Genomic DNA, 18,104 nt, shown 5'->3' with positions numbered 1-18,104 from the left:
CCGAGCCCGCGACCGGTCTGTGGTTTCATACGGATCGTTGTAGCGTTTTACCGGTGATCGCTCCGACGGGGACGGCGATCACCGGTAAAGAACTACAACGGACCGTATCAGCGGTAACACGGTACAGCAATCCGTATAAGACGCCGGACGACGAACCCTCGTGTATGAGTCTCCCGATCGACCCCGAGACGATCGATCCCGACGCCTTCGGCGAGAAACAGGCCGTCCTCGAGATGGACCACGAGGAGGCGATCGAGCACGTCCGCGAGGTCTGTGAGGATGTTGGCTTCGGTATACCGGTCGAGTTCTCACCCTCCGAACTCTTAAACGAGAAAGTCGACGCCGATCGCGACCCCTACTACGTGCTCGGGGCCTGCAACCCCGAAATCGCGGACCGGGCGCTCGACGAGACGATGCGAATCGGCGGCCTCTTTCCCTGCAACATGATCGTTTACCAGGAGGAACCGGGTCGACAGCGCGTCTACCACGTCTCGATCATGCGCATCGCCCGCCTGCTCGGAACTGCACCCGATAACGAGGCCTGGGCAGAGATTATCGACACCACCGGCGACCTCACAGAGGAGGCCTTCGATCGGTTCGACTCGGTCGAACGCGAGACGCGCGAGTAAGGTTCTGTCTATTCTCGAATCCTCGAGACCACCCAAACCGATCCCCATCTATCGCCTCGAGTTTCCACCATCGGCGGGTTCGCGGAATTGTCAACGTTTACGTATCCGCCCTGGGATAACGGAGCATGGACGTCCGAACCGCCTTCTTCGCCCTCCTGCTCGTCGTCCTCGGTGCGATCGCGACGCTGATGATCGCACCGCTGTTACAGTACGTGCTGGCCGCGGCACTGCTAGCGTTCGTACTCTTCCCCGCGTACGAACGTCTCGAGCCACGTCTGGGCTCGAAGATCGCTGCGCTTGCACTGACGATCCTTGCGGTCGTCGGAGCGGTCGTTCCACTGTTGTTCGTCTCGCTGATCGTTCTCCAGACGGTCGCCTCCTTTCTCGGCGACATCGACGGGGCGAGCCTCGTCACACGGGGTCGCGAAATTGCTCGAGACGAGTTCGGCCTTGAGGTCGAACAGATTCAGGCACTCGAAATGGCCGTCCACACGGAGATCGACTCGTCGCTGTCGAACGCCGCCGAACTCGCGTTGCTCGAGTTACTCAATCTCGTCAACACGAGCATCGAGATGGGGCTCGGACTGATCGTCTTCGTCTTTCTCCTGTACTATCTGCTAGCCGACGGCGAGACGTTCGTCGTCTGGCTCCGAGAGGTCGTCCCGCTCGAGGAGGAGGTCCGCGAGGAGCTGTTCGCGGAGATCAACGTCGTCACCTGGGCGGTGATCAAGAGTCACGTCCTCGTCGCGATCGTCGAAGGGCTTCTCGGCGGACTCGGACTGTACCTGCTCGGCGTTCCGAACGTCGCGTTCTGGACGATCATCATGACCGTCGTCGCGTTTCTCCCAGCCGTCGGCGTCTGGCTCGTCTGGGCACCCGCGGTGGGCTATCTCGCGATAACCAGTGGCCCGGTGCCAGCCCTCGCGTTGTTCCTCTATGGCGTCACCGTCCTCTCGCTCGTCGACAACTATCTGCGAGCGATCTTCGTCGACCGAGACTCGGGGCTCCATCCGGCCGTCGTCATCGTCGGCGTCATCGGCGGGATCTATCTGCTTGGAATCATGGGGCTGTTTCTCGGCCCCGTCCTGCTCGCGGTGTTCAAAGCGGGTCTGAACGTCTTTAGCCGATACGACTTCACAGCGGCCGACACCGAATCCGACCGACCGGTCAAGACGGGAGAACCACTCGCCGAGGACAGCTCGCCGAGCGCAACCGATTGATACGGTTTACTGTTAGTCGGTACCGGTCGACGGCCGGCCCGACCACAACTCGCGGACGATTGTGACGGAGCCGACAGATAGCGTTTCGGTTCCGCGAGAACTGACGAACGTCGATCCGTCCGATCTACTGGTCGTTCGACTCAGGAACGCCCTCGTCCCCGTGTTCGTCGACCCTTTCCTCCGCTTCAGCCTCGAGTTCCTCGAGATACTGTTCGGCGTCGTAGCGCACGTAGCCGGTGTACAGCAGGACGATCGAGAACAGGATCAGCGGAACGCCAAAGAGCATGAACAGCGCTGCCAGAAGCGTGATGAGATCGGGTGGGAGCGCCATAAGGTGGCTCGGCGCCGATCGATTAAAGGCGTTTTCCTCGAGTGCGCCGACCGATACCGCCACAGCCATCGCCCGAATTTGGACGATATGATGACCCGATCACGGCTCGTTCGAGCGAGCGAACGCGTCCAGACTCGACTGCAAGCCGGCGGCCAGTTCCGACTTCCGGCGCAAGCGTGCGTGCGAAACCGGAAGCTGTGTCGTCACCTCCGAGACGGCGTCGTGGAAGGTTTCGGCTTCACCGTACTCCCCCTCGAAGGCGTTTCGGACGCTCTCGCGGACCTGCCAGACGCCGACGGGTGCCCAGTAGTCGTCGCTCACCTCACGTAAGACGAGACACTTCGCCTGCCGACCGACCGACTCGAGGTACTCGAGGACGCCGAGGCGGGCGGCGTAGTACGCGCCAGCGGTCTCCTCGACGTAGCTCGAGCGTCCCTCGTAGCCCTCGCTGGCGCTGGCCATCCAGACGTCGTCGTGGGGATCCGGATTCCAGATGCTCCCCGGCGCTTTCATCTCGACGAGTTCGAACTCCCAGCGCCCGGGGGCGAGGATCACCCAGTACCGATTCCCCATATACTCGTTCGCCCACACCTGTACCTCGTCGACGCTGGGCTCGTTCCGGATGCGCCCCCGGAGGAACTGCCCGATGGTGTCGTCGACCGCCGTGATCGACCACCGCGTCGGAACGAGTCGTCGCTGTTTCGCCTCGCCCAGCGCGCCCGCAGAGAGGATCGAGTTGATCTCGTAGACGTCGAACCCCCGCCGGTAGAGGTAGGTCATCGCCCCCCGGGCCTGCCAGTCGTCGTCCTCTAAGGTCTTTTTGATGGGCTTCGGAACGTACGGATTCTCCCGCAGTTCGGCGTTGCGCGCATTGGCGCGGGGGCCACGCGGGGTCGCGACGTCCGTTCCCGCCTCAAGTCCGAGGTCGGGTTTGTCGTCCAGACCGATCTCGAGGTCGACCGGCCGGTCCGCGATGGCGACCTCCCGCTGAACGCCGACGAAGCCGCCCCAGGTGTCGTGAACGGAGGGTGTGAGTCGACTCGCGATCCCCGGTGAGTCGACGTTCGCACGCTTGCTCGAGTTCAACAGTCCGGTTCTGCGCTGGAGGACGTCGTCGATGGCGTACCCCTGACGATACCAGTTTCCATCCGTGACGTACTCCTCGGCGGCCTCCTCGTCGCCGACTGGCGAGAGCAATCCGACGGGGATGTCGGGATAGTTCGATCGCCCGACGAAGATCGACGGCGACGTCGAGCCGACGAGGGTATCGCCCGAGAGCGCGTCGTCGAACCGGCGCTCGAAGTCCGCCAAGTGGTCCGTAATCGCGTAGGACTTCTCCTTCGCGAGGCGGCGGCGCTCGGCCTCCTCGTCGGGCTCGAGTTCCTCGATGTAGTCGTCGAGGCGCATTCGGTCGGTGTACGGTGGCGGACCGCTTGAATGTTGAGTTCCGGCTTCGAACGCCACTCGGCTCACCGATAGTACAAACACGGTCGGTACTCCTGGCTCCTCATCAGTCTGCGATGACTGATGCGGATCATTGCCGTATCACTCGATCCACGACAGAAGTGTCAGAGGCACGGCCCGATCGGCGACCGGCGCTTCACCGACGTGGTGGGCCGCACCCACACATTTCGAACGGGAGATAAAATACCTATAAGGGTGTTTTCTGGCTCAGAAAACACCCTGAACCCAGAGTCAACGGCCGTCTCGAGACATATCGGCTCGCCGGCGGTGCCGGCGTCGAGAGCTCGCAAAAGACAACGGTTAAAAACGACGGGCGGAAAGGGAGGAGTATGAGTACGACCGACGACCAAGGGACGCGATCCTGCGTCTCCTGTGGGATCAATATCGCCGGAACGAACGCCGCCGCGTTCAAGTGTCCCGACTGTGGGGCCCAGATCTACCGCTGTGCCAAGTGCCGCAAGCAGAGCAACCTCTATGAGTGCCCCGACTGCGGATTCATGGGTCCGTGAGACGATTACTATGGGAAAAGTAGCTGCCAAAATCAAGGTCATGCCGAACAGCCCCGAGATCGACCTCGACGCGCTCCAGGAACGCCTGGAGAGTTCGCTTCCCGAGGGAGCAAAGATCAACGGCGTCGAACGCGAGGAAGTCGCGTTCGGTCTCGTCGCGCTCTACCCCACCGTGATCGTCCCCGACGGCTCCGGCGGAACCGAAACCGTCGAAGAGAACTTCACGGGTGTCGAGGGTGTCGAGAGCGTCGGCGTCGAGAACGTCGGCCGTATCTGATCGGATAGCCGTTTTTCACCGCTCGAGGTACACCGCTTCCAGTCTGTACTCCGTGGTTGTGAACGGGTGAGTTTGCGCTCGTTACGTGTCATCGCGGCCGAACCGGGAGTGAGCTGATCGATCTCTCCGAGTGGACTGTTCGGGCACACCGAACCTGGACTCCCCGATCCGATCACAATTCTTACTGTCGCGAACGGGAAACGACTCGAGCGTGAACGCGCTGTCGGACCCGCGAAAGCGTCGGTGGCTCGCATGGGGAGCGCTCGCGGTCGTCTTCTTGCTCGTCAATCTTCACCGACTCTCGACGGCCGTCCTCTCCGAGCGGCTGACGGCGGATTTCGCCACGACAGCGGCCCAGCTCGGAACGCTTCACGCGTCGTTTTTCCTGATCTACGCGGCGATTCAGATCCCGACCGGTGTGCTCGCGGATCGGGTCGGGCCGCGCCACGTTGGGTCGATCGGCGGCGTCGTGCTGAGCGTCGGCGCGATCGGCTTCGCCGTCAGCGACGGCTACGTGCTCGCACTTGCCTCTCGGGCGCTGATCGGTCTCGGAAGCGGCGTCATCTTCGTCTCCATCCTCCGGTTCTGTGCGAACTGGTATCGGGCGGGCGAGTTCGCGACGATGACGGGGTTGACCGCCGGTGTCGCGGGCCTCGGTGCCATCCTCGCAACCACGCCGCTCGCGATCACCGTCGACTCGTTCGGCTGGCGGCCGACCGTCTTCGGACTCGCGATCGTCGGCTTTCTCGGCTCCGCCGGCGTGTACGTCCTGGCGCGGAACTCTCCGACCGACGCCGGCCTCGAGCCGATCGAGGGCGTGCCAGAACAGCCGTCGATCACCCTCGCGGAGACCGGTCAGTACCTGCGTCGGCTGGCCCGTGATCCCGACCAGTGGCTGTTGTCGATGATCTTCTTCGCCGGCAACGGGACGATCCTGACGCTGATCGGGCTGTGGGGCGTTCCCTATCTCGTCGTCGTCTACGACCTCGAGGTGACGACGGCATCCTACTTTACACTCCTCGGCTCGATCGGGATGCTCCTCGGCGCGCCGACCGTCGGCTGGATCTCGGATCGGCTCGGACAGCGGACGCTCCCGCTCGTCGCCGGGTTAGGACTGTTCGTCCTCGTGCTCTCGATCGTTCCCGCGTTCGGTCGTCCGCCGCTTCCCGCCGTCGGCGTCGCGTACTTCGTCTCTGGATTCCTGATCGGAGCCGTCATGCTCTCGCTGTCGATCGTCAAAGAACGGTATCCGGCGGGTGCAAGCGGCGTCGCGACAGCCACAGTCAACGGCGCGGGCTTCGTCGGCGCGACCGTCCTTCCGACCCTGATCGGCGTCATACTCGACGCGTACCGGACGGGCGACACCGTCGGGGGAACCGTCGCCTACACCGAGTTCGGCTACCGACTCGCGTTCGGCCTGCTCGCGGGGTCCGTCGCCGTCGCGTTCTGCTGTTCGCTCGTGTTGTACCGCCGAATCGACGCCGGAGCATAACCGTCCTCCCCGTCGACGTACCGTGTCTCGAGCATCGGCGTCGATCGTCGACGGGACATAACAGGAGATGCCGAGGTGAGTCGGGCGTTCGGGATCGACTCGAGTCGTCCCTGGAGTGTCTTCGTGGGCGATTCACCCTCGCGGCGGATCTCATCCGTGCGAACGTTTCACGAATAGGGCGAGCTACGTTATCCGTCCGGGTTCCGATTGGCACCGAGGTTCGCCTCTGAGACGATCTTCGCGCCCGGTTCCGACAGGTCGACGGTGACGTCTCCGGGGACGGCTTTGCTGATCTCGTCGACGTTGCCTGCGAGGACGGTCAGAATGTCGTTCGGATGCGCGTACAGGAGCATGTTGCCGTCCTGTCCCTCGGCGACGAGTTGCGTATCGTTGAGGACGATCTGGTCGTTCTGGATCGTCGCCGCGACGACCGGTAGCGCCTCGGGTTTGCCGGGCTCGTCGTCTCGAACCCGCCGAATGTGGACCGCATCGAGGTCGATGACGTCCTTGTACTCCTTGATCCGCTCGGCACAGTTGACCATGTCCTGTAACAGCGCGGTTTTGTGGTGACCGCTGCCGTGGTCGCCCTCGAGACAGTGCTGGCAGACGCGGAGTTCGATTCGCATTAGTGAACGTTGTCACTCGAGGCCGATGAGAATTCCGCTTCGGGTGCCAACCGGACGACCTGGGCGAACGGTCGCGACCGGATGCGACCGATCCGAACGGATCGGAGAAGAACCGAGTCGGATTGTCATCCAGTTGGGACGCAGCTTCCGTCCGGGCGGTGTGTCGGCCACGACAGATGTTATCGAGTACTACGAACCGCTCGGGATCGGTAAATCCGTGTTCGGCGGTTTCGAGAAGTGTACGGCCCGTCTATTCGCTCGCGCGCTCGGAGATCTCCCGGATCCGATCCGAGCCACGATCGATGTAGCCGCCGTGGTAGCACACCGTGTGCTCGACGTCGAGCGTTGCGAGTTCGGCGACCGACTCGAGCGCTCGGTCCATCTCGGGCGTGTACTCGGGTTTTGGGCCCGAGAGTGGTTCGTCACCGTCGGCGACGAGCGCGTCCCCAGCGACCAGGAGCGCCCCGTTCGAGAAGTAACACGAGACGTGTCCGGGCGTGTGACCGGGGGTCTCGAGGATCTCCATCGGCCCGGCGAGCGTCGGAATTCGAACGCCGCCGACGAGTTCGAGGTCGACGGATGCCGGCGGGTACCGGTCACCGTCCGCGCTTCCTTTCAACGGATCGCGCTCGCCGGTCACGAACGGCGCTTCCGCCCGGTGAGTCGCGACGGCCGCGTCGGTCCGCTCGAGGAGCTCCGCGAGCGCGCCTGCGTGATCGGCGTCGTGGTGCGTGAGGACGACCAACCAGACGTCCGCGAGTTCGTATCCGAGGCTCTCGAGGTGGACTGTAAGAGAGCCGACTGCACCTCGTGGCCCGACGTCGATCAACACCAGTCCGCGTTCGGTCTCGACTGCCGTGGGCGACACCGTCAACTCACGCCCACCGTGTTCGACGGAGAGCGGAAGGACGTGGACACCCGGATCCTCTCGGTCTGGCATACGTCACCGTTCGCACCGAGTGCGTATAGTAGCCACTGACTATCCAGACCACATCGCCGATACTGTCGACCGAGACGCAGATTCAAATACGATTACCGTCCCAGATCGTTCAGAAAAGCCATGCACGGAACAAACTCGTTCTCGGCACTCGAGGAAGACACCGATCCCGTTGCCGACGTCCGAGAGTAGACGTTTCCCGCGGACGTCGAAACACACGTCGAACGGTACGAACGGATCGTCGATGATAGGGACAGGGAACTCTGGCAGTGGCTGTACCGGGTGTTCCCCGGAATCACGCTCTCCTGTGTCGATCCCGGGTCAGTTCGTCGCGTCCGGAACGCGAAACTGCTCGCGTCGATCTACATCACGGTGGTCGACGACGTCGCAGAGCGCTACGGCGACCGGGCGACGTTCGAGGAGTTGGCGAACGTCCCGTTCGAACGGAGGCGTGCGAACCCGGACCACCCTGACGTCGACGGCAACCGGATTCGGTTCGCGATCGACCTCTGGGACGGGTTTCGGACGCTCTACGAGGGTCTCCCTCGAGCCGACGAGTTCGCGGAGCGCCTCCAGTTCGATCTCGAGCAGTCAGTTTCGGGCGTCGAGTACTCCTCCCTGCTCAATCGGTACCCCACTCTCGGCACGGAGCGTGAACTCTGGGCGTACGACGTCCACAACATGCTCGTGTTCGTCTACGCAGACATCGATCTCGCCGCCGCATCGTCGTTCGACGGCTGTGAACTCGCATCGCTGCGGCGTCTGTGTTGGCGAACCCAGCGGATGGCACGGATCAGCAACTGGATCTCCTCCTGGGAGCGCGAACTCGGCGAACAGGACTACAGTTCCGGAATCGTGGTTCGCGCACTCGAGACCGGGGTCGTCTCGACCGACGACCTCGAGCGTATCGAACGAAATCCCACGGAGACGAACGTCGAATCCGTCGTTCGTGCGATCGACGAATCAGGGGTCGAAGCCTCGCTTCTCGAGCGCTGGCGCTCGGAGTACCGGGAGGCCGAACGGTTCGACGGCGAGTTCTCGAGTATCGGCGTCGAGTCGTACCTCGACGGGTTCGAGACGATACTCCGATCTCACGTTGCCCGCCGTGGAAGCTGATCGGTCGTTCCGCAGACCGGTTACGAGAGCACGACGTCGATCGCCGACTCGAGGTCCGCGATCAGGTCGTCGACGTGTTCGATCCCGACGGAGACGCGGATCAGCCCATCACGCAGGCCAGCCTCGAGTCGCTCTTCTCGCGGAATGGCCGCGTGGGTCATCGGCGCGGGCTGTTCGATCAGGCTCTCGACGCCGCCCAGGCTCTCGGCGAGGGTGAACACCTCGGTACTCGAGACGACCTCGCTTGCCTCCTCTAAGCTTGCGTCCAGTTCGAAACTCAGCATGCCGCCGAAGTCGTCCATCTGCTCGCGGGCGATCTCGTTGCCCGGGTGCGACTCGAGACCTGGATAGTAGACGCGGTCGACGTCGGGATGACCCTCGAGCCACTCGGCGAGCCCGCGAGCGTTCTCGCAGTGACGATCCATCCGTACCGGGAGGGTCTTCGTCCCACGGAGGACGAGAAAGCACTCGAAGGGGCCGGGCGTCGCGCCGACGGCGTTCTGATAGAAGCCAAAGCTCTCGTCGAGGTCGGCGTCGTTCGTCAGGAGCGCCCCGCCGACGACGTCGGAGTGACCGCCGAGGTACTTCGTCAGCGAGTGAGAGACGATGTCGGCACCCAGCTCGAGGGGGCGCTGGAGGTACGGCGTCGCGAACGTGTTGTCGATCGCACAGAGCGCGTCGTTCGCGTTGGCGATTTCGGCCGCACCCTCGATATCCACGATCGACATGAGCGGATTCGTCGGCGTCTCAAGCCACAGTAACTCAGTTTCGGGGCGGAAGGCGTCCTCGATCGCCTCGAGGTCGGTCATGTCGACGAACGAAAACTCGAGGTCGTACTCCTCGTAGACCTGGGTGAAGATGCGGTGGGTGCCGCCGTAGATGTCGTTGCCGGTGACGACGTGATCGCCCGCGGAAAGCAGGTTGAGTACCGTGTTGATCGAGGCCATCCCGCTCGAGAACGCGCGGCCGTAGTCTGCGTTCTCGAGGCTCGCGAGGTTCTCCTCGAGGTCCGTCCGCGTCGGATTTCCGGTCCGGGAGTACTCGTAGCCGCGGTGGTCGCCCGGCGCGTCCTGTTCGTACGTCGAGTTGGCGTGGATGGGCGTCATCAATGCACCGGTCTTGGGGTCTGGCTCTTGGCCGGCATGGATCGATCGGGTTTCGATCCGGTAGTCGCCGTGCTGGTCGTGGTGCTCCTCTCGGTCGCGGCCGCCGTCCAACTCGTCCATACACGGACCGAGAGCGCCGATACACGTTACGTTTGCCCTGGGTTCGAGTATCGACTCGACGGTGCATCGTAGCTAAAGACGATCCGAACAGCGTTCGTGGCGAAAAAAGCAACAGTTTGAAGCCGACGTACGTCACACAATCGTCTGGATTTTCTCGGCTATAGCCGTGGTTCGGCAGTTCGAGTCGGGCGATAGCCGTTCGTCGCACGTAACGCGACGAGACACTCATGACGACGGAATCCACGCTTCGAACCGCACTCGAATCGACGTTCGACGACTACGACGTACAGGAGCGGTTCCGGGTTTGAGAACGGAACACCGTCTACGACGTGACCGTCGACGGCCGTCGTGCGGCCTGTAAGATGACGAAGGATGAAAGAGCGACCGTCCCGAGCAGAGACTGGCGAACGCGGAACGTGCGTTTTATAACCATCACCAAGTAAGAGGGTCGTACGACTATGCCCAACTCTAGTGGACCTCGGCAGGGAACCCGGAAGAAACTCTCGAATGATCCTCGAGATCGGGGTTCGTCCCCGCCACAGCGTGCGATTCAGGAGTATGAAGAAGGTGAGAACGTCCACCTCAAGATCGACCCGAGCGTACACAAGGGTCGGTTCCACCCCCGTTTCGACGGCCGAACCGGCGAAGTTGTCGGCAAACAGGGGAACGCGTTCAAAGTCAGCATCAACGACGGCGGCAAGGAGAAAACGCTGATCGTCACTGCGGCCCACCTGCGCGCCCAGGACCGCTCCGAAGACCGCGTCTGAGAACGGATGACGATCTTCAAGCAGACCGTCGACGAGGAGTTCCTCACGGTTTCGGAGACGAAGGAGCTACTCGCCGACATCGAAGCCGAACGCGCACTGGACGAGGACCGGGAGTTGCCGTACGAACTCGCGCGCGCGATCGAACACGCGAACCGCTTTGCCGTCCTCGAGCCGGCAGAGGCCCAACAGCTCGTCGACGACCTGCAGGACCTAGAGAAGGTCGACGAACCGTCGGCGTACAAGATCGCGAACCTCCTGCCGCGCAATCGGGACGAACTGCGGTCCGTCTACGCCCAACAGCGGTACTCGCTGTCCGGCGACGAACTCGAGGAAATTCTCAACGTCGTCGCCCGCTACGCCTGAACGGACCGCGAGTCTCGCGTGGAGATGAGAGCGAGCCGACTATTTAAGTATGGCCTCGCCGTATCAACTGACAATGAGCGAAGCCGACAGCGACGGGACGGACGTTCGGCGCGCAGTCGTGTTGGATTACCTCGCACACGGTCTGTCGGACGACGGACGACCCCAGTACGAGAAATCACCGGCAGGGTACGCACTCGACGTCGAGAGCTTCGAACTCTACCAGGTTGCATTCGACGAGGACGAGCGGTTGACGATCGGAAACGAAGTGATCGTCGAACCGGCCGACGAACGCGGCGTCGTCACCGAGAGCCACCGCGTGGAGTACGACGACCTCTCTTCGGGGGCCCGATCGGAGCTCGAGTACGTCGTCCAGGACGTCGTCGACGAGAACGAGGGGCGGTTCGTCGACTTCTACAACGAGGCACAGCCGATCACCCTGCGGCTCCACCAGCTGAATCTGTTACCGGGTATCGGGAAGAAACTCCGAAACGGTATCCTCGACGAACGAAAACGCAAACCGTTCGAGAGCTTCGACGAGCTTTCCGAGCGCGTCTCGGGGCTCCACGACCCCGACGAGATCCTCGTCGAACGCATTCTCGAAGAGCTTCGCGACGACGATCTCAAATACCAGACGTTCGTCGGCCAGAGCAACGACTGATACGGATTGCTGTCCCGATGGACCGGCACATCCGTCCACGGGTCACGGGTGCGCCGGCACTGACGGACAGGAAACCGTATGCGACTGCCGGACATGACGCCGACAGCGCGAGCGGAGTACCACCCGGTCGATACGAGAGGCGGAATCTCCGCTCACATTACATTTAAGCCCGTTGGAACTGAACGGAGAGTGATGATCGAAACCGTTCTACTCGCGGTGGGTTCAGGCGACGGCGACCGGTTCGAAGAGCTGACACAACAGACGATCGACGTCGCCAAGCCGACCGGTGCGACAGTCGTTCTCGCACACGTCATCTCAGCCGACGAGTACGAAGACGAAGTCCAGAGCTACCACGACGCCATCGATCGGATGGGGCTCGATCTCGAGCAAGGAGGTGTCCCGCCGGAGTCGCTGGCACAGGAGACCGAACCGGTCGGCGAGATCGCCGAGGAACTCGAGGCGGCGAGCGTCGACGTCGAGATCCGTGGTATCGTTGGCGATCAGGCCGACGAGATCGTCTCCCTCGCGGACGAAGTCGACGCGGACAACGTCATCGTCGGCGGTCGGCGACGGTCGCCGACCGGGAAGGCGGTGTTCGGTAGCACCGCCCAGCAGGTGATGCTCAACGCGCCCTGTCCGGTGACGTACGTTCGGCAGGGAACTGCCTGATACGGTCTGTGATACTGATCGCCGGTCGATCGCTCGCCGGTCTGTGATCGGCCGCGACAGTTCGTACGAACGGGCTTCGGTACTGATTTTCGTCACCCACTCGCGATCGGACGGAGACGGTGCGTTTACCCGCGTTGGCGCTCAACCGCGGGTAATGAGAGACCCCGATCGACTGCTCGCGAGGGCGGGCGTCCGCGGCGATCCGGATCGAGACCAGCACTTTCTCGTCGACGATCGCGTCCTGGATCGGCTCCCGACCTATCTATCCGACGATGCGGAGATCGGCCACCTTCTCGAGGTCGGCGGCGGCACCGGTGGGCTGACCGACCGACTGCTCGCGAAAGCGGGAGACGACGGCCAGGTGACGGTCGTCGAACGCGACCGCGATCTCGCGGCGTTTCTACGCGAGGAGTTCGCCGAGGAGGTCGACGAAGGTCGGCTGACGGTGATCGAGGGCGACGCGCTCTCGGTCGAGTTGCCCGAGTTCACCGCGTCCGTCTCGAATCTGCCCTACGGCGTCTCGAGTGAGATTACCTTTCGGCTCCTCCCAGAGAAGCGACCACTGGTATTGATGTACCAACAGGAGTTCGCCGAGCGAATGGTCGCCGAACCGGGCACCTCGGCGTACGGCCGGCTGTCGGTGTCGACCCAGCACTACGCGGACGTCGAAATCGTCGAGTCGATCCCGAAGGAAGCGTTTTCGCCGCCGCCGGCCGTCCAGAGCGCCGTCGTTCGGGCAGTGCCTCGTGAGCCGGCCTACGAGGTCGCCGACGAGGAGTTCTTCCTCCGGTTCGTCAAGGCGCTGTTTACCCAGCGCCGGAAGACGATCCGCAACGCGATCCGGAATACGGCCCACATCTCCGGACTCGAGGAACCGGAGGCGGTCGTCGAGGCGGCCGACGAGGACGTGCTTCGAAAGCGCGCCGACGCGATGTCGCCGACGGCGTTCGCGCAACTTGCGGGTCTCGCACTCGAGGTTGGTGAGCCCGAAACCGACGGCTAGCAGTCTGCTTCCGGCAGTGGTCGAGTAGCATCACCGACCGACGGATACTCAAAGCTGGGCGGACGACAGGCCGAGAGGCAACGTTCACTATGTCAGAGGTACTGGCGATGCTCGAGTGGTTGGCAGAAACCGTCGAGCCGACGGAGCTGAAACTCGCCGCTACCGTCGCAGCAGTTGGTACCCTGTTGATCGTTTTGCTCTCGTACAGTCGGCTGCAGGCGACGATCAGCGATCGAACTAAACCGCTGTACGGCGACGTTATCTCGACCGCGGTGCTTACGACGACGTTCCTGCTCACCCTGATCGTCGTCGTCGGCGTCTGGGATCAGGCGGATACGATCCGTGAGGGGTACGCAGAACTCGACCTCGGTGGCGAGATTCTGGCTCGAGCGATCGTCTCGTTCATCCTGATCGTCGGGACGCTCATCTTCAGACGGTTCGTCAAGCGGGTGATCGACGAACTGCTCGGATCGGCCTCGGCAGTGACTGCCCACCAACGCGAGATCAGTCACCGGATCGCGCAGGTGATCATCTGGTCGGTCTCGCTCGTCGTCGTTCTCGGCGTCTGGATCGATGATCTGGGTGGCCTGCTCGTCGGGGCCGGGTTTCTGGGGATCGTCGTCGGGATGGCCGCCAGACAGACTCTGGGGACCGTCCTCGCGGGTTTCGTTCTGATGTTCGACCGACCGTTCGAGATCGGCGACTGGATCGAAGTCGAGGACAGGGAGGGAATCGTCACCGACATCTCGATCGTCAACACCCGCATCCGGTCGTTCGACGGCGAGTACGTCATGGTCCCCAACGACGTCATCTCCTCGAGTATGGTGACGAACCGATCGAAACGCGGCCGACTTCGGATCGAGATCGACGTCGGCGTCGACTACGAGGACGACGTCGAACGAGCGACCGAGGTCGCCAAGTCGGTCATCGCCGACCTCGAGTACTCTCTCTCGGCGCCGGGGGCCCAGGTCGTCACGAAGGAGTTCGGCGACTCGGCGGTCGTTCTGGGCGTTCGCTTCTGGATCGATCGGCCGAGTTCGAAGCGCCGGTGGCGCGCCCGAACCGCCGCGATCAACGGTATCAAACGCGAGTTCGCAAGCCAGGGGATCGGCATCCCGTTCCCTCAACGCGAACTCTCGAGTCGACCCGGAACCGACGTTCGGATCGACGAACACACCGAACCGACGGACGTCAACGAAACCGACGGAACGAGACCGGACGACGGAGAGATAGCCGACGATCAGACCACCGATGGAACCGAGTACCGGATGACGGAACGGAGGAACGATGACTGACCTCGCCTCGAGACGGGGCCTCGAGACGGACGTCTACCAGCCGGCGGAGGATTCGGAACTGCTCGCCGGGACGGCCTGCTCTCGTCTCGTAGAGGAACGAGACAGGGACGGCGAGGGCGGCGACGACGGTGAGCGATCGCTCGTCCTCGAGGTCGGGACCGGGTCCGGCTACGTCGCCGGTCGCGTCGCCGACGAGACGGAGGCTCGAGTGGTCGCAGCCGACATCAACCCACACGCCGTTCGCCAGGCTGCTGGCGGCGGCGTCGAGACCGTTCGGGCGAATCTCGTTTCGCCGTTCGCCGACGGAGCGTTTGACGCCGTGTTGTTCAACCCGCCGTATCTCCCGACGGAGCCGGACAACGAGTGGGACGACTGGATGGAACGTGCGCTCTCGGGGGGCGAGGACGGCCGTGCAGTGATCGATCCGTTCCTCGCGGACGTCGGACGCGTGCTCGCGCCGGACGGGTCGGTCTACCTGCTCGTCAGCAGTCTCACCGGCGTCGAGGCGGTCGTCGAGCGCGCAGGCGAAGAAGGGTTCAGCGCGGCCGCCGTCGCCGACGAGTCGTTCCCCTTCGAGACGCTGACCGTCCTCGAGCTGTTTCGCTGAGAGCGAGTCTGGCGATCCCGGCAGGACGATCCAGACGTTCCCGACGACGACCTACAGGGTATAGTCGTGTTCGCCGTTTTCGGTCTCGAGAAACGCCTCGAGGAGGTCGATCGTCGCGGCGATGTCGTCGACGTGGGCGGCCTCAGTAACGGTGTGGAGATACCGCGTCGGAACGGAGATCGCGCCGACCGGCTTTGCACCTGCCGTACGTTGGAACCCCGCCGTGTCGGTGCCGCCGGCGGGCAGGATCTCGAGTTGGTAGTCGATCTCCTCTCCTTCGGCGACGGCTTTCATCCGCCGGTGGACCTTCGGGTTCGTGATGACACTCGAGTCTTTGAGCTTGATCGCGGCTCCCTCCCCCAGTTTCGTGACGTGTTCTCCCGCGTCGAAGCCGGGGACGTCGTTGGCGACGGTGACGTCGAGTGCGATCGCGAGGTCGGGATCGACGTCGACGCCGAGCGCCCGCGCGCCGCGGAGACCGACTTCCTCCTGGACGGTCGCACAGAAGTGGATCGTCGCGTCGGGCCTCTCGAGTCGGTCGGCAGCCTCGAGCATCGCGAACAGACAGACCCGATCGTCGAGTGCCTTGCCAGTGACCATCTCGCCGACGCGTTCGGTCGTCTGATCCATCGTCACGAGGTCGCCCGGTGAGACGCGCTCCTCGAGTTCCTCGGTCGGAAGACCGACGTCGACGAAGACGTCCTCGACGTCGGGAGTCTTCTCGCGCTCCTCCTCGTCTAAGGTGTGGGGTGGCGGCGAGCCGATGACCCCTGGAAGATCGCCGTCTTCGGTGTGTACCGTCACCCGCTGGGCTTTCAGCACGCGGGCGTCCCAGCCGCCGAGTGCGTCGAGTTCGAGAAAGCCGAAGCCGTCGTCTTTTCCGCGGACGTGACGAACCATGAAGCCGATCTCGTCCATGTGGGCGGCGACGGCGACGGCGTACTCGGAACTCCCCTCGAGTGTTCCGACGACGTTTCCCATCGCGTCGGTTCGGACGCGGTCGACGCTCTCCTCTAGGTGGTCGACGACGAGGTCGCGGATACGATCCTCGTAGCCGGGGACGCCACTCGTTTCTGTCAGTTCCGCGAGAACGTCGATATCGAATTCCGCTGGATCCATACTGGACGTGACGGCCGTTCGATGATAAACGCGTGGGTCGTACTGTCGGAGAAGTCAGTGAGGTGTCGGTTCCGAACTCGCGGAGTCCCCAACGATGACGGCCCCAGGAGAGCGATCGGTCTTCGAACAGTTCTGTCCGCATCATCCTATCGTGACCCGTGGATGACGTACTGGTGGACCGAAACCCTGGAGATATTAACCACGGAGTATTAACCGATCGGGACGTTACCTCTGTGTATGAGTAACGTACGCGTTGTAGGAACGGGGATTACCCCGTTCGGAAACGTTCCCGAACGGACCGGGCGGGACCTCTTCGCCGAAGCGAGCATCGCGGCATTCGAAGACAGCGGCGTCCCCAGAGACGACGTCGACGCCGTCTTCTACGGGAATTTCATGGGCGAGCTCGCGGAACACCAGGGCCACCAGGGACCCCTGATGGCCGAAGCTGCGGGTGTCCGTGCGCCGGCAACCAGATACGAGTCAGCGTGTGCCTCAAGCGGCGTCGCAGTCAGGGACGCCGTCTATCGGATTCGAAACGGAGAAGCGGACGTCGTCCTCGTGGGAGGCGCCGAGCGGATGACAAACCTCGGGACCGCGGGCGCGACGGAGGCGCTTGCGATCGCCGCCGACGACCTCTGGGAGGTCCGGGCTGGGATGACGTTCCCGGGTGCATACGCGCTGATGGCCAAGGCGTACTTCTCGAAGTTCGGCGGCGATCGGGAGGATCTTGCACACGTCGCGGTCAAAAACCACGAGAACGCCCTGCCGAACGAGAAGGCCCAGTACCGAAGCGCGATCACCGTCGAAGACGCCCTCGAGGCGCCGTGGGTGTCGACGCCGCTCGGTCTGTACGACTCCTGTCCGATCTCGGACGGCGCCGCTGCACTCGTGTTGACGAGTGAGGCGTACGCGGAGGAAAACGACCTCGACGCTCCGGTCGCGATCACCGGAACGGGGCAAGGGGGCGACCGGCTGGCGCTTCACGACCGCGAACACCTGGCTCGTTCGCCGGCAGCCCGCAAAGCGGGCGAGGAAGCGTACGCCGACGCCGGCGTCGGCGCAGGCGATATCGACGTCGCGGAGGTCCACGACTGCTTTACGATCGCCGAGGTGCTGGCCATCGAAGCCCTCGACATCGAGGGAGTGGGCGAAGGCATCTCGGCCGCTCGAGACGGTCGGACGACCGCGGACGGCGAGACGCCGATCAACCTCTCGGGTGGCCTGAAAGCGAAAGGCCACCCGGTGGGCGCGACCGGTGCCTCACAGATCGCGGAGGTGGCGTCGTTGCTCGCGGGAGAACACCCGAACAGCGAGCACGTCGAGGACGCGACTACTGGCCTCGCCCACAATGCGGGTGGCACGGTCGCCAGTGCGACCGTTCACGTACTGGAGGTGGTCGCATGAGCGACGAGCGTGGCGTACAGGACGCCGGCTACGACGAGTGGCTCGACGCCGTCGAGGACGGCAACGCGTTCTACCTCGAGTGTCCGAACGGGCACGGATCACTGCCACCGCGACGGGTCTGTGTGGACTGCGGTTCGACGGACCTCGAACGTGTCGATCTCCCCGAAACCGGAGAGATCGAGACGTTCACCGTCACACACGTTCCGACCCCTGCGTTCGAGGAAGACGCACCGTACGCGACGGCGATCGCGAACTTCGGACCGGTGAGAATCACCGGTCAGGTCGTCGGTCTCGACCCCGACGCCGTCGAGAACGGACTCGAGGTAGAGCCCGAAGTTACGATCTCCGAGACGACCGACGAGCGCGTTCTCGGCCTCGAGCCGGTGTAACGC

The 18,104-nt window shown here is 63.4% G+C and carries 21 protein-coding genes; 15 read left to right on the top strand and 6 right to left on the bottom strand.

Annotated features, from left to right (window positions below):
* The first annotated feature begins 164 nt into the window (after window positions 1-164).
* Together GRS80_RS05095 and GRS80_RS05090 are read left to right on the top strand one after the other, a co-directional pair.
* The gene (locus GRS80_RS05095; RefSeq protein ID WP_160046625.1) at window positions 165-629 is read left to right on the top strand and encodes a DUF302 domain-containing protein; all 465 of its coding nucleotides are present in this window, start codon (window positions 165-167) and stop codon (window positions 627-629) included.
* A gap of 125 nt (window positions 630-754) precedes the next feature.
* Window positions 755-1,849, top strand: coding sequence for an AI-2E family transporter (locus GRS80_RS05090; RefSeq protein ID WP_160046624.1), 1,095 nt, complete (start codon window positions 755-757; stop codon window positions 1,847-1,849).
* Between the two features lie 124 nt (window positions 1,850-1,973).
* Here the strand turns inward: GRS80_RS05090 and GRS80_RS05085 are convergent, their stop codons facing one another.
* Together GRS80_RS05085 and nreA are read right to left on the bottom strand one after the other, a co-directional pair.
* Entirely contained in the window at window positions 1,974-2,180 is a 207-nt protein-coding gene (locus tag GRS80_RS05085) for a hypothetical protein (RefSeq protein WP_160046623.1), read from the bottom strand.
* A gap of 99 nt (window positions 2,181-2,279) precedes the next feature.
* The gene (gene nreA / locus GRS80_RS05080) at window positions 2,280-3,587 is read right to left on the bottom strand and encodes a DNA repair protein NreA (protein ID WP_160046622.1); all 1,308 of its coding nucleotides are present in this window, start codon (window positions 3,585-3,587) and stop codon (window positions 2,280-2,282) included.
* A gap of 386 nt (window positions 3,588-3,973) precedes the next feature.
* On the opposite strand from nreA, the gene GRS80_RS05075 reads away from it, so the two are divergent.
* From GRS80_RS05075 to GRS80_RS05065, 3 genes are all read left to right on the top strand, one after another.
* Window positions 3,974-4,153 (top strand): HVO_2753 family zinc finger protein, encoded by a 180-nt coding sequence (locus GRS80_RS05075; protein ID WP_149080084.1) that lies wholly within the window; start codon window positions 3,974-3,976, stop codon window positions 4,151-4,153.
* A 10-nt stretch (window positions 4,154-4,163) separates the two neighbouring features.
* Complete coding sequence (locus GRS80_RS05070; RefSeq protein WP_149080085.1) at window positions 4,164-4,430, top strand: elongation factor 1-beta; 267 nt, start codon at window positions 4,164-4,166, stop codon at window positions 4,428-4,430.
* A 211-nt stretch (window positions 4,431-4,641) separates the two neighbouring features.
* Window positions 4,642-5,922 carry an MFS transporter gene (locus tag GRS80_RS05065; protein ID WP_343161458.1) on the top strand — a complete coding sequence of 427 codons (1,281 nt, stop codon included), beginning with the start codon at window positions 4,642-4,644 and terminating at the stop codon, window positions 5,920-5,922.
* Window positions 5,923-6,110: 188 nt separating this feature from the next.
* Here the strand turns inward: GRS80_RS05065 and GRS80_RS05060 are convergent, their stop codons facing one another.
* Both GRS80_RS05060 and GRS80_RS05055 read right to left on the bottom strand, forming a co-directional pair.
* Window positions 6,111-6,548 (bottom strand): hypothetical protein, encoded by a 438-nt coding sequence (locus GRS80_RS05060; RefSeq protein ID WP_149080087.1) that lies wholly within the window; start codon window positions 6,546-6,548, stop codon window positions 6,111-6,113.
* 250 nt (window positions 6,549-6,798) lie between these two features.
* Window positions 6,799-7,488: an MBL fold metallo-hydrolase gene (locus GRS80_RS05055; protein WP_160046621.1), complete on the bottom strand. Its 690-nt coding sequence runs from the start codon at window positions 7,486-7,488 to the stop codon at window positions 6,799-6,801.
* Between the two features lie 279 nt (window positions 7,489-7,767).
* On the opposite strand from GRS80_RS05055, the gene GRS80_RS05050 reads away from it, so the two are divergent.
* A complete protein-coding gene (locus tag GRS80_RS05050; protein ID WP_235019651.1) occupies window positions 7,768-8,601 on the top strand; it encodes a hypothetical protein in 834 nt (277 codons plus the stop codon).
* 20 nt (window positions 8,602-8,621) lie between these two features.
* On the opposite strand, the gene GRS80_RS05045 is transcribed toward GRS80_RS05050, so the two are convergent.
* A complete protein-coding gene (locus GRS80_RS05045; protein ID WP_160046620.1) occupies window positions 8,622-9,827 on the bottom strand; it encodes a cystathionine gamma-synthase in 1,206 nt (401 codons plus the stop codon).
* A 458-nt stretch (window positions 9,828-10,285) separates the two neighbouring features.
* On the opposite strand from GRS80_RS05045, the gene GRS80_RS05040 reads away from it, so the two are divergent.
* The 7 genes from GRS80_RS05040 (at window position 10,286) to GRS80_RS05010 (ending at window position 15,189) form a co-directional block, all read left to right on the top strand.
* Window positions 10,286-10,594 (top strand): 50S ribosomal protein L21e, encoded by a 309-nt coding sequence (locus GRS80_RS05040; protein ID WP_149080091.1) that lies wholly within the window; start codon window positions 10,286-10,288, stop codon window positions 10,592-10,594.
* A gap of 6 nt (window positions 10,595-10,600) precedes the next feature.
* A complete protein-coding gene (locus tag GRS80_RS05035; protein ID WP_160046619.1) occupies window positions 10,601-10,957 on the top strand; it encodes an RNA polymerase Rpb4 family protein in 357 nt (118 codons plus the stop codon).
* A 73-nt stretch (window positions 10,958-11,030) separates the two neighbouring features.
* Window positions 11,031-11,615, top strand: a complete 585-nt coding sequence (locus GRS80_RS05030; RefSeq protein WP_160046618.1) for a DUF655 domain-containing protein — start codon at window positions 11,031-11,033, stop codon at window positions 11,613-11,615.
* A gap of 192 nt (window positions 11,616-11,807) precedes the next feature.
* Window positions 11,808-12,284 (top strand): universal stress protein, encoded by a 477-nt coding sequence (locus GRS80_RS05025; protein WP_160046617.1) that lies wholly within the window; start codon window positions 11,808-11,810, stop codon window positions 12,282-12,284.
* A gap of 154 nt (window positions 12,285-12,438) precedes the next feature.
* The gene (locus tag GRS80_RS05020; protein WP_160046616.1) at window positions 12,439-13,287 is read left to right on the top strand and encodes a 16S ribosomal RNA methyltransferase A; all 849 of its coding nucleotides are present in this window, start codon (window positions 12,439-12,441) and stop codon (window positions 13,285-13,287) included.
* 89 nt (window positions 13,288-13,376) lie between these two features.
* Window positions 13,377-14,582 (top strand): mechanosensitive ion channel family protein, encoded by a 1,206-nt coding sequence (locus GRS80_RS05015; RefSeq protein ID WP_160046615.1) that lies wholly within the window; start codon window positions 13,377-13,379, stop codon window positions 14,580-14,582.
* A complete protein-coding gene (locus tag GRS80_RS05010; protein ID WP_160046614.1) occupies window positions 14,575-15,189 on the top strand; it encodes a HemK2/MTQ2 family protein methyltransferase in 615 nt (204 codons plus the stop codon). Before GRS80_RS05015 ends, GRS80_RS05010 begins: the two co-directional genes overlap by 8 nt.
* A 51-nt stretch (window positions 15,190-15,240) precedes the next feature.
* Here the strand turns inward: GRS80_RS05010 and GRS80_RS05005 are convergent, their stop codons facing one another.
* Window positions 15,241-16,308: a M42 family metallopeptidase gene (locus GRS80_RS05005; RefSeq protein WP_160046613.1), complete on the bottom strand. Its 1,068-nt coding sequence runs from the start codon at window positions 16,306-16,308 to the stop codon at window positions 15,241-15,243.
* A gap of 237 nt (window positions 16,309-16,545) precedes the next feature.
* On the opposite strand from GRS80_RS05005, the gene GRS80_RS05000 reads away from it, so the two are divergent.
* Window positions 16,546-17,712: a thiolase domain-containing protein gene (locus GRS80_RS05000; RefSeq protein WP_160046612.1), complete on the top strand. Its 1,167-nt coding sequence runs from the start codon at window positions 16,546-16,548 to the stop codon at window positions 17,710-17,712.
* The gene (locus GRS80_RS04995; RefSeq protein WP_160046611.1) at window positions 17,709-18,101 is read left to right on the top strand and encodes a Zn-ribbon domain-containing OB-fold protein; all 393 of its coding nucleotides are present in this window, start codon (window positions 17,709-17,711) and stop codon (window positions 18,099-18,101) included. Before GRS80_RS05000 ends, GRS80_RS04995 begins: the two co-directional genes overlap by 4 nt.
* Window positions 18,102-18,104: the final 3 nt, after the last annotated feature.

The sequence above is a fragment of the Natrialba sp. INN-245 genome (genome assembly GCF_009807105.1).
Classification (GTDB): Archaea; Halobacteriota; Halobacteria; order Halobacteriales; family Natrialbaceae; genus Natrarchaeobius; species Natrarchaeobius swarupiae.
Note: the sequence above shows the minus strand (reverse complement) of the source record. Positions and strands in the feature narration are given on the sequence as shown.

Coding starts and splice junctions, on each gene's coding strand:
- GRS80_RS05095 (WP_160046625.1), top strand. CDS start 165: ATGAGTCTCCCGATCGACCCCGAGACGATCGATCCCGACGCCTTCGGC.
- GRS80_RS05090 (WP_160046624.1), top strand. CDS start 755: ATGGACGTCCGAACCGCCTTCTTCGCCCTCCTGCTCGTCGTCCTCGGT.
- GRS80_RS05085 (WP_160046623.1), bottom strand. CDS start 2,180: ATGGCGCTCCCACCCGATCTCATCACGCTTCTGGCAGCGCTGTTCATG.
- nreA (WP_160046622.1), bottom strand. CDS start 3,587: ATGCGCCTCGACGACTACATCGAGGAACTCGAGCCCGACGAGGAGGCC.
- GRS80_RS05075 (WP_149080084.1), top strand. CDS start 3,974: ATGAGTACGACCGACGACCAAGGGACGCGATCCTGCGTCTCCTGTGGG.
- GRS80_RS05070 (WP_149080085.1), top strand. CDS start 4,164: ATGGGAAAAGTAGCTGCCAAAATCAAGGTCATGCCGAACAGCCCCGAG.
- GRS80_RS05060 (WP_149080087.1), bottom strand. CDS start 6,548: ATGCGAATCGAACTCCGCGTCTGCCAGCACTGTCTCGAGGGCGACCAC.
- GRS80_RS05055 (WP_160046621.1), bottom strand. CDS start 7,488: ATGCCAGACCGAGAGGATCCGGGTGTCCACGTCCTTCCGCTCTCCGTC.
- GRS80_RS05045 (WP_160046620.1), bottom strand. CDS start 9,827: ATGGACGAGTTGGACGGCGGCCGCGACCGAGAGGAGCACCACGACCAG.
- GRS80_RS05040 (WP_149080091.1), top strand. CDS start 10,286: ATGCCCAACTCTAGTGGACCTCGGCAGGGAACCCGGAAGAAACTCTCG.
- GRS80_RS05035 (WP_160046619.1), top strand. CDS start 10,601: ATGACGATCTTCAAGCAGACCGTCGACGAGGAGTTCCTCACGGTTTCG.
- GRS80_RS05030 (WP_160046618.1), top strand. CDS start 11,031: ATGAGCGAAGCCGACAGCGACGGGACGGACGTTCGGCGCGCAGTCGTG.
- GRS80_RS05025 (WP_160046617.1), top strand. CDS start 11,808: ATGATCGAAACCGTTCTACTCGCGGTGGGTTCAGGCGACGGCGACCGG.
- GRS80_RS05020 (WP_160046616.1), top strand. CDS start 12,439: ATGAGAGACCCCGATCGACTGCTCGCGAGGGCGGGCGTCCGCGGCGAT.
- GRS80_RS05015 (WP_160046615.1), top strand. CDS start 13,377: ATGTCAGAGGTACTGGCGATGCTCGAGTGGTTGGCAGAAACCGTCGAG.
- GRS80_RS05010 (WP_160046614.1), top strand. CDS start 14,575: ATGACTGACCTCGCCTCGAGACGGGGCCTCGAGACGGACGTCTACCAG.
- GRS80_RS05005 (WP_160046613.1), bottom strand. CDS start 16,308: ATGGATCCAGCGGAATTCGATATCGACGTTCTCGCGGAACTGACAGAA.
- GRS80_RS05000 (WP_160046612.1), top strand. CDS start 16,546: ATGAGTAACGTACGCGTTGTAGGAACGGGGATTACCCCGTTCGGAAAC.
- GRS80_RS04995 (WP_160046611.1), top strand. CDS start 17,709: ATGAGCGACGAGCGTGGCGTACAGGACGCCGGCTACGACGAGTGGCTC.